Source organism: Bacteroides caecigallinarum (genome assembly GCF_021530995.1).
GTDB classification, from domain to species: Bacteria; Bacteroidota; Bacteroidia; order Bacteroidales; family Bacteroidaceae; genus Phocaeicola; species Phocaeicola faecigallinarum.
Genome location: NZ_JADYTF010000151.1, coordinates 1 through 6,296, shown reverse-complemented (window position 1 = coordinate 6,296; position 6,296 = coordinate 1). Strand labels below are relative to the sequence as shown.

Here is a 6,296-nt window from a genome sequence, read left to right as displayed (position 1 = left end):
ACCCCACGCATGATATAGAAAACTGCTGTTCATAATTGTACGTTTGCTTGTGCTTATTCAAATATACAATTTGTGCAGCGGTTTTCTTCTTTAATAAACTATCACGCGAAATGTCGGATGAACCTAATTTTCTTGTATATAACAAAGATAAACTATGGAAAAACACCAATCACATTTTGCTAAAATCTTGAAATTAGATAAAGGACAAAAACAGCACTTAAAACATTATTAATCAATATATTATAGATAACAATATCATTCTGACAATTTTATAATATTGTATGCTATACCGCTTAACAAGGCACTTGCACCAATATTATCAGTTCCATTATAATCAAGAACCTCTGTAATGAAAGAGTTATATACCGGGTTATCCATTCCGCTTTCAGATAACAGAAAATGAGTCTTGTTAAAATCAGATGTAGCGGATATTCTCTTATTTATATCCTGGTACTCTTTTTTTATCCTTACTTCTTCAAGCGATGTTCTAAGCTCCCTTGCCATCTGGAAGTAGGCAGGTGAGGATTCCACTATGTACACATCAGCCTTATGCGATATTATCATCTTCTTCATTTCCGCACTCGAAGTTGTCTCAAGCGTTACAAGGTCAAGCATGTGCCACTTATCGCCACACTCACCGGCATGACACATATAGAACTTGCCTTCGACATTAGGCATGACATAGACAATACTGGACCTGTACTTGTATTTCAGTTCCGGATTGAAGAATGAGAACATTCCTTTCTCAGAATACATATTACGCTTACGCCTGTTGGAAAACTGGACGTATTCTTCATACATGATATCATGTACAACGTATCTCAACGTATCGGTCAAGTGTCCGTGTACCTCGTATGTCTGTTTGGTTACACTATCCTTTACCTTTGTCTTGAGAATCGCACCGTTCACGTCTTTCTGTACGCTCTGATAATCATCTATGGACGCACGGCAACCATCATCAATGTTAATGCTAAGGTCAGGTAACTGTTTTTCAAAAATCGCATTGACAAACTCTCCTGTCATGGATACTGAAGGATTCTTGTTTCCTACCTTATCCTCTACTGTCCAGTTGTCTTTCTTTAAGGTGTCGATAAACAAGTCCATGAACGAGCGTTTGTTGTCGTCAATAGTGTTGGCTGCTTTAGCTGAGGCGTCACCATGAAGGTAGATTTTATCGTCATACCCCAACTCATGCAGTCGTTTGGATACCAATTTAGCCGCACGCCTTACGCTGTTGTTCGGACTCTCAGCCGTTGTTTCTGCTATCTGGTACATGTCCTTGCCTTTACTCAAATCTGCCTGCCAGTAGCTTACGGATATGTATGGTAACACGTTGCTGTCCACTGATAAATGGATTGGCAAACCAGGTATGTAAGGATATTCACCGCTGTTCTTGCCTACATTGAATGAGTTAAGGAACTCGTTACCTGTCTTGATTACACCCCACTCTCCCAACGCATAGACGTTGTAGTAGTCCGGATCGTACAAACGGTCGTGCTCAAAGTCCATCACACACTGTTCGTCATAGTATCCGTATGTTCCATCAGGCGAGCCTACAACCCAGAAGTTGTTAAGGTACGTCGACTGAATGACAACCATATTAGGCGGATATTCCTCTATTTCCTTAGTTTTAGGATTGACCATTGACTTGCCTTCATTCATCTTCAATGATTTGACCTTTGTAAGTTCTGCAGGTATGACCTTACCACCAATCTCTACAACCATAGGGACATCATGCAGTTTCTCATTATCCAGCCAATCCTTCTTTATCCAATTGGTCTCTGATATCGGGTTGAAGTCTGCAATAATCTGCTGTCCTTTCTTTCCACGGAGACGTTTACGAATCTGTTTCAAATCGGCATACTCAAACTCTGACAACTCCTCAAGCTGCACCCTTTTATAGTTACTGATACCCTTTATCTTCTCTGGGTCATCCAAACCTGAGAAGTCTATCTTCGCACCGTTGTATGTGCATTTGATGGAATTTTGTATAAACTTGAAGTATTGTGATATACCAAGAAGTGATGCAGCCACCTTATAGTCCTCATAAATTGTCTTGCTGATTGAAGCACCGACCTTTCTCATCACAAGTGTATTCTCACCGTCCTGCAATGTCTGTATAAGCACAGCCTGTGCTACACTGAAAGACTTACCAGATGATGAACCGCCATACAAAATGATAAATCGCAGTGTGGCATCATTGAGATATTTCAGCAGATAGAAGGCATTCGGATTGAGTTTCTTGTGATTTACTATCATAATCGGCTACTTTTGTTCTATTTTTTAGATTTTTCGTATTGTCTTTTGTATAACCCCCGATATTTTTCTCACTTAATTGTTCTATTTTTCAGATTTCATTCAATCTCATCGTCTAAACCTATGCGTATTTCATTTGTTTTTGCGCCATCTTTACCCGTCAATGCTATCTGTTGAGGTGCATTCCAGCCGTTCATTGACGCAAGCAGTTTGGCAGCTTCAACTTTGCCATTAAACTCATAGCTTACCTTCCCTTTGTCATTGCTTATCTTCTTCATGGCATTTCTCACCCTCTTTGGCATCTGGTTTGGAGACTTGAGTTTTATCTTGCCGGTTACAGGATCTACGATGTACAAATCATTCGGGTCCATCGTCACTATATCCATGAGGATTTTTTCCACCTTTTCGCGGTTAACTTTCGATGCTTCAGCACGTTCTGACCTCAGTTCGGCTATCCTTGTTGCAACCTTGTTACTGGCCAACATCCTACTGGCATTGCTCCAAATCGTCTCAGGCTGCATCTTCGATGCGTCATAAGCCATGCGGTATGCCTCACTTGCATTCCCGTCACAGTCAAGGTAATAATTGCAGAATCTCTCTTGTTTTTCTGTCAGTCTGTTATTCATAGGCTAATGGTTGTTTATGCCCACTATGCAGAGGACTTGTTTACGGCCTCTAAGCAGTTCGTAGGCTGCTGTTATTGTACTTCCTGTTGTGCATATATCGTCAAAGAGTATTATGCGTTGTTCTGTTATTGGTCTGAGCAGGTGAAATTCCGGATTTATGCGTGTCTTGTTAAGACATTGGATAGCGGATTCATAGAATTTTATATTCAACCCCCGGGCGATTTTTTTGCAGATGTCTGTCGCGAAATGATACTCTGTGAAGTGTCTGCGTTTAGGTGTGGTGACGATACACCATTCATCATCCGGCCGTACCATTGAGAGTATCAGTTCTGTAGCGGCGCTTGAAATGGCTTCTGCACACTCACCCGAATTCTTGATTTCATCAAATGGCATTCCATCCTTTGTGCTTGCAAACAGGGAAATGTAATAAAACCCGCCCTTGCGGTGGATTCTCACTTTAGGCTGCATGTTGCAGAACCTCTCACGTTTTTTCCATCCGAGGGTGGGTTTGTCCCATTCATCCATTCTAACCTTTCTACCTTTCCTCACTTTCTTCGGCATAGTCAAAAACCTTTGTTATCCCTATGGAGAATGGGTATTACAATAATCTTTATCTCTTCAACCTGTTTAGTATTTTACATAATACATTCAATATGTTGCAAAGCAATATGACTATAGCTTGAAGCAATGCTGTTGTTATATTGCTCATTCCGACTGCATAGCCAAGCATGACAAACATTATCATGATGATTACACCCTTAACCTGGTAATGTTCCATTTTCACTGGATATGTTCAGTTCATATTCATACCTGCTTACCCTCTCATACCAGCATACAATCGTCTTATGTCCGGAGTTGAGGCTTGTCAGCTTCTTCTCAATCTCGTCGAGGGAAACACGTTCATGAAACCTGAGATAACACCGCCCTTGGTTCCCATTGCACGTGAAGGACACGAAATAAAACGTATCACGTTCCCGGAATGCCAGATAGCTTACTGCAAGTGACAGCACTACAGCCGTCATTGTTATCACCCATGGCGATGTCGCTGTACTCATCACCAGTGAAAGGATGCCAGATAACGCTACAAATACCAGCATCCTGATTAGCAGGCTTAGCCTGTGTCTTGTTTTTACATTCATACTCAGTAGGTAAATAAGCAATTACATATATGTAATTGCGATTTATGACACTAATTTACGAAGAATATCAGCACGTTTCACAAAACGGCTAAATCTTGAAAATGCTTTATGGGTAATAAAAAAGCGGCAAGAAATTAATCCTACCGCTTTCATATTGCCTCCGAAGAGGACTTTCGTAAACAAATGCCTGAATTAAAGATGCACAGCAAGCATTTCGCTTCCTGCCCTGTGTATGGCTTCCTCTATCTTCATTTTTTGAGCTTCGGAAGCAAATGCGATGCGCTGTTTATACTGGCGCATTAATGACGGATTTATTCCTGCATACTTTGCAAATGTTGACACACTGATAAATTTGAAACATTCAAAGAATGATGCAATGTCATACTTATATTCAAACTCGATATCCGACAACGAAGCCGGTATTTCCTTTCCTGTCTCAGAAAGCATAGTCTTGTAATCATTCACCGCTTCATACAAAGCCTGTTTTGCTTCCTCTACAGTATTTCCTTGCCCGTTAAGGCTGAATCCGTCAAAATCGGGAACATAGACACTTATTGTCTTGTCATCCCACATTTCTACAATAGCTGTTGTTTTCATTGTCCATATTTTTAAATTTGCAAACAAATGTGCGGGTCATTTAAGACCCGCATCTTTCATCATGCTGTTTAACGTGCCGCCCTTGACTTCTTGTGAGCCATGCCGCCCAACACGGAAGTATTTTCCAGTTTTAGGACTATACCAAACATCGTGTTCTTTGCCGTGGCTCACGAAGTAGCAGCCTATCTTAGCAGCTTTCTTCAAGAACTCAGTTGTTTTCATATCAAAGAGCATTTGTTTACACTGCAAATATAACACATTTGTTATAAATTACAAAACAAAACGGCAATTATTTATAACATTATTGTTATTTTTTTATACCGTGAGCGATAAGGCTCGCCCACGGCTGTTTTATGGATATTGCTTTCATAAATTTCATTTTAAAATAAGGGACATATCCGAATGAAAAAGAGTAAAGTGTCAAATTCTAAACTTATCATTATGTTTTTGGATATGCCCCTATGATTATTTAATTTTGTTCTGTCAAATTTTAAACTTTATTTATTATGGAAATTAAAGATTTAGCAGGCATGTCAGAGCCATTAACTAAACTGATAGATGCTATTGCCAAGGGTTGCAAATGGATAGCTGAACCATATCAAATTAAACGAATAGCAGATGCAAATGCTTATGCTTCATCAGTCCAATCAAAAGAGGACTTTAAACAAGGATTAAGGAACTCTCTCCTTGAATATACTCAACGTTCTATGCTTTCTGTTAGAGAAAATAGACAAATCGAAAACTTAGCAAACATCATCAACTATGCTGGACAGGAACTACGCACTATCGACAAGATAAATGACACTCCTGTCTCATCTGAATGGAGTTCTCGTTTTTTTGATTATGCACAAAATGTTTACGAAGAAGAAGCTCAAACTATTTGGGCTAAAATCTTAGCACAAGAAGCAGCTACTCCAGGTAAATTTTTTAAACGAACTTTAGATATTTTACATAACATAGAGCCTTTTGAAGCTAAATGGTTTGCCGAACTCTGTCAATTCGTTTTAGATGATACTTTTGTACATAAGGATATAATTCATTCTAAATTTTTTGAATACAATAAACTACAATCCATGATAGATTGCGGCTTATTAAATGCCCAAGAATGCATTATTTCTTTTGATAATACAGTGGACTCTATTAATTTTAAATCGTATTATCTTAAAAAGGGCATTTCACAACTTCAACCATCAAACATATCTATGTCTGGCTTCACATTAACAGATGCAGGGTGTCAACTTTACAAAATAACACAAATCTCTTCAAACTTAGAATTCGTCAAAAAAATTCAAGAACAAATCAAAAACAATTATGGTCTTAATTTTGAAATCATGGAATACAAGACTCAAGAACATCAATAACATTATGACCTGTAATCCTTTTGATTTCAGTAATTATTTCTTCCTTTGATACTGTTACAAACTGTTGATTTGGACTGCATACATCAGTTTTAATAATAATAGTTGCATACCGCTTAAATATCCCCAAAAAACGATATTGGTATGTAACTATTGTTTGTTTTTGGAACTTATAATTCTTTTTCTCCATTATTTTGGTTCATCCGACATTTCGCGTGATAGTTTATTAAAGAAGAAAACCGCTGCACAAATTGTATATTTGAATAAGCACAAGCAAACGTACAATTATGAACAGCAGTTTTCTATATCATGCGTGGGGT

The 6,296-nt window shown here is 38.6% G+C and carries 7 protein-coding genes; 1 reads left to right on the top strand and 6 read right to left on the bottom strand.

Annotation, left to right across the window (positions count from 1 at the left end):
• Positions 1-255: 255 nt before the first annotated feature.
• The 6 genes from I6E24_RS14925 to I6E24_RS14900 form a co-directional block, all read right to left on the bottom strand.
• The gene (locus I6E24_RS14925; protein ID WP_235329365.1) at positions 256-2,259 is read right to left on the bottom strand and encodes a PBSX family phage terminase large subunit; all 2,004 of its coding nucleotides are present in this window, start codon (positions 2,257-2,259) and stop codon (positions 256-258) included.
• Positions 2,260-2,354: 95 nt separating this feature from the next.
• Positions 2,355-2,882 carry a terminase small subunit gene (locus tag I6E24_RS14920; RefSeq protein WP_235329364.1) on the bottom strand — a complete coding sequence of 176 codons (528 nt, stop codon included), beginning with the start codon at positions 2,880-2,882 and terminating at the stop codon, positions 2,355-2,357.
• 3 nt (positions 2,883-2,885) lie between these two features.
• Complete coding sequence (locus tag I6E24_RS14915; protein ID WP_235329363.1) at positions 2,886-3,443, bottom strand: phosphoribosyltransferase; 558 nt, start codon at positions 3,441-3,443, stop codon at positions 2,886-2,888.
• A 197-nt stretch (positions 3,444-3,640) separates the two neighbouring features.
• The gene (locus I6E24_RS14910; protein ID WP_235329362.1) at positions 3,641-4,021 is read right to left on the bottom strand and encodes a hypothetical protein; all 381 of its coding nucleotides are present in this window, start codon (positions 4,019-4,021) and stop codon (positions 3,641-3,643) included.
• A gap of 192 nt (positions 4,022-4,213) precedes the next feature.
• Positions 4,214-4,618 (bottom strand): type II toxin-antitoxin system HicB family antitoxin, encoded by a 405-nt coding sequence (locus tag I6E24_RS14905; RefSeq protein ID WP_235329361.1) that lies wholly within the window; start codon positions 4,616-4,618, stop codon positions 4,214-4,216.
• A gap of 36 nt (positions 4,619-4,654) precedes the next feature.
• On the bottom strand, positions 4,655-4,840 hold the full coding sequence (locus I6E24_RS14900; protein WP_235329360.1) for a type II toxin-antitoxin system HicA family toxin: 186 nt from the start codon (positions 4,838-4,840) through the stop codon (positions 4,655-4,657).
• A 284-nt stretch (positions 4,841-5,124) separates the two neighbouring features.
• On the opposite strand from I6E24_RS14900, the gene I6E24_RS14895 reads away from it, so the two are divergent.
• A complete protein-coding gene (locus tag I6E24_RS14895) occupies positions 5,125-5,979 on the top strand; it encodes a DUF2806 domain-containing protein (protein WP_235329359.1) in 855 nt (284 codons plus the stop codon).
• Positions 5,980-6,296: the final 317 nt, after the last annotated feature.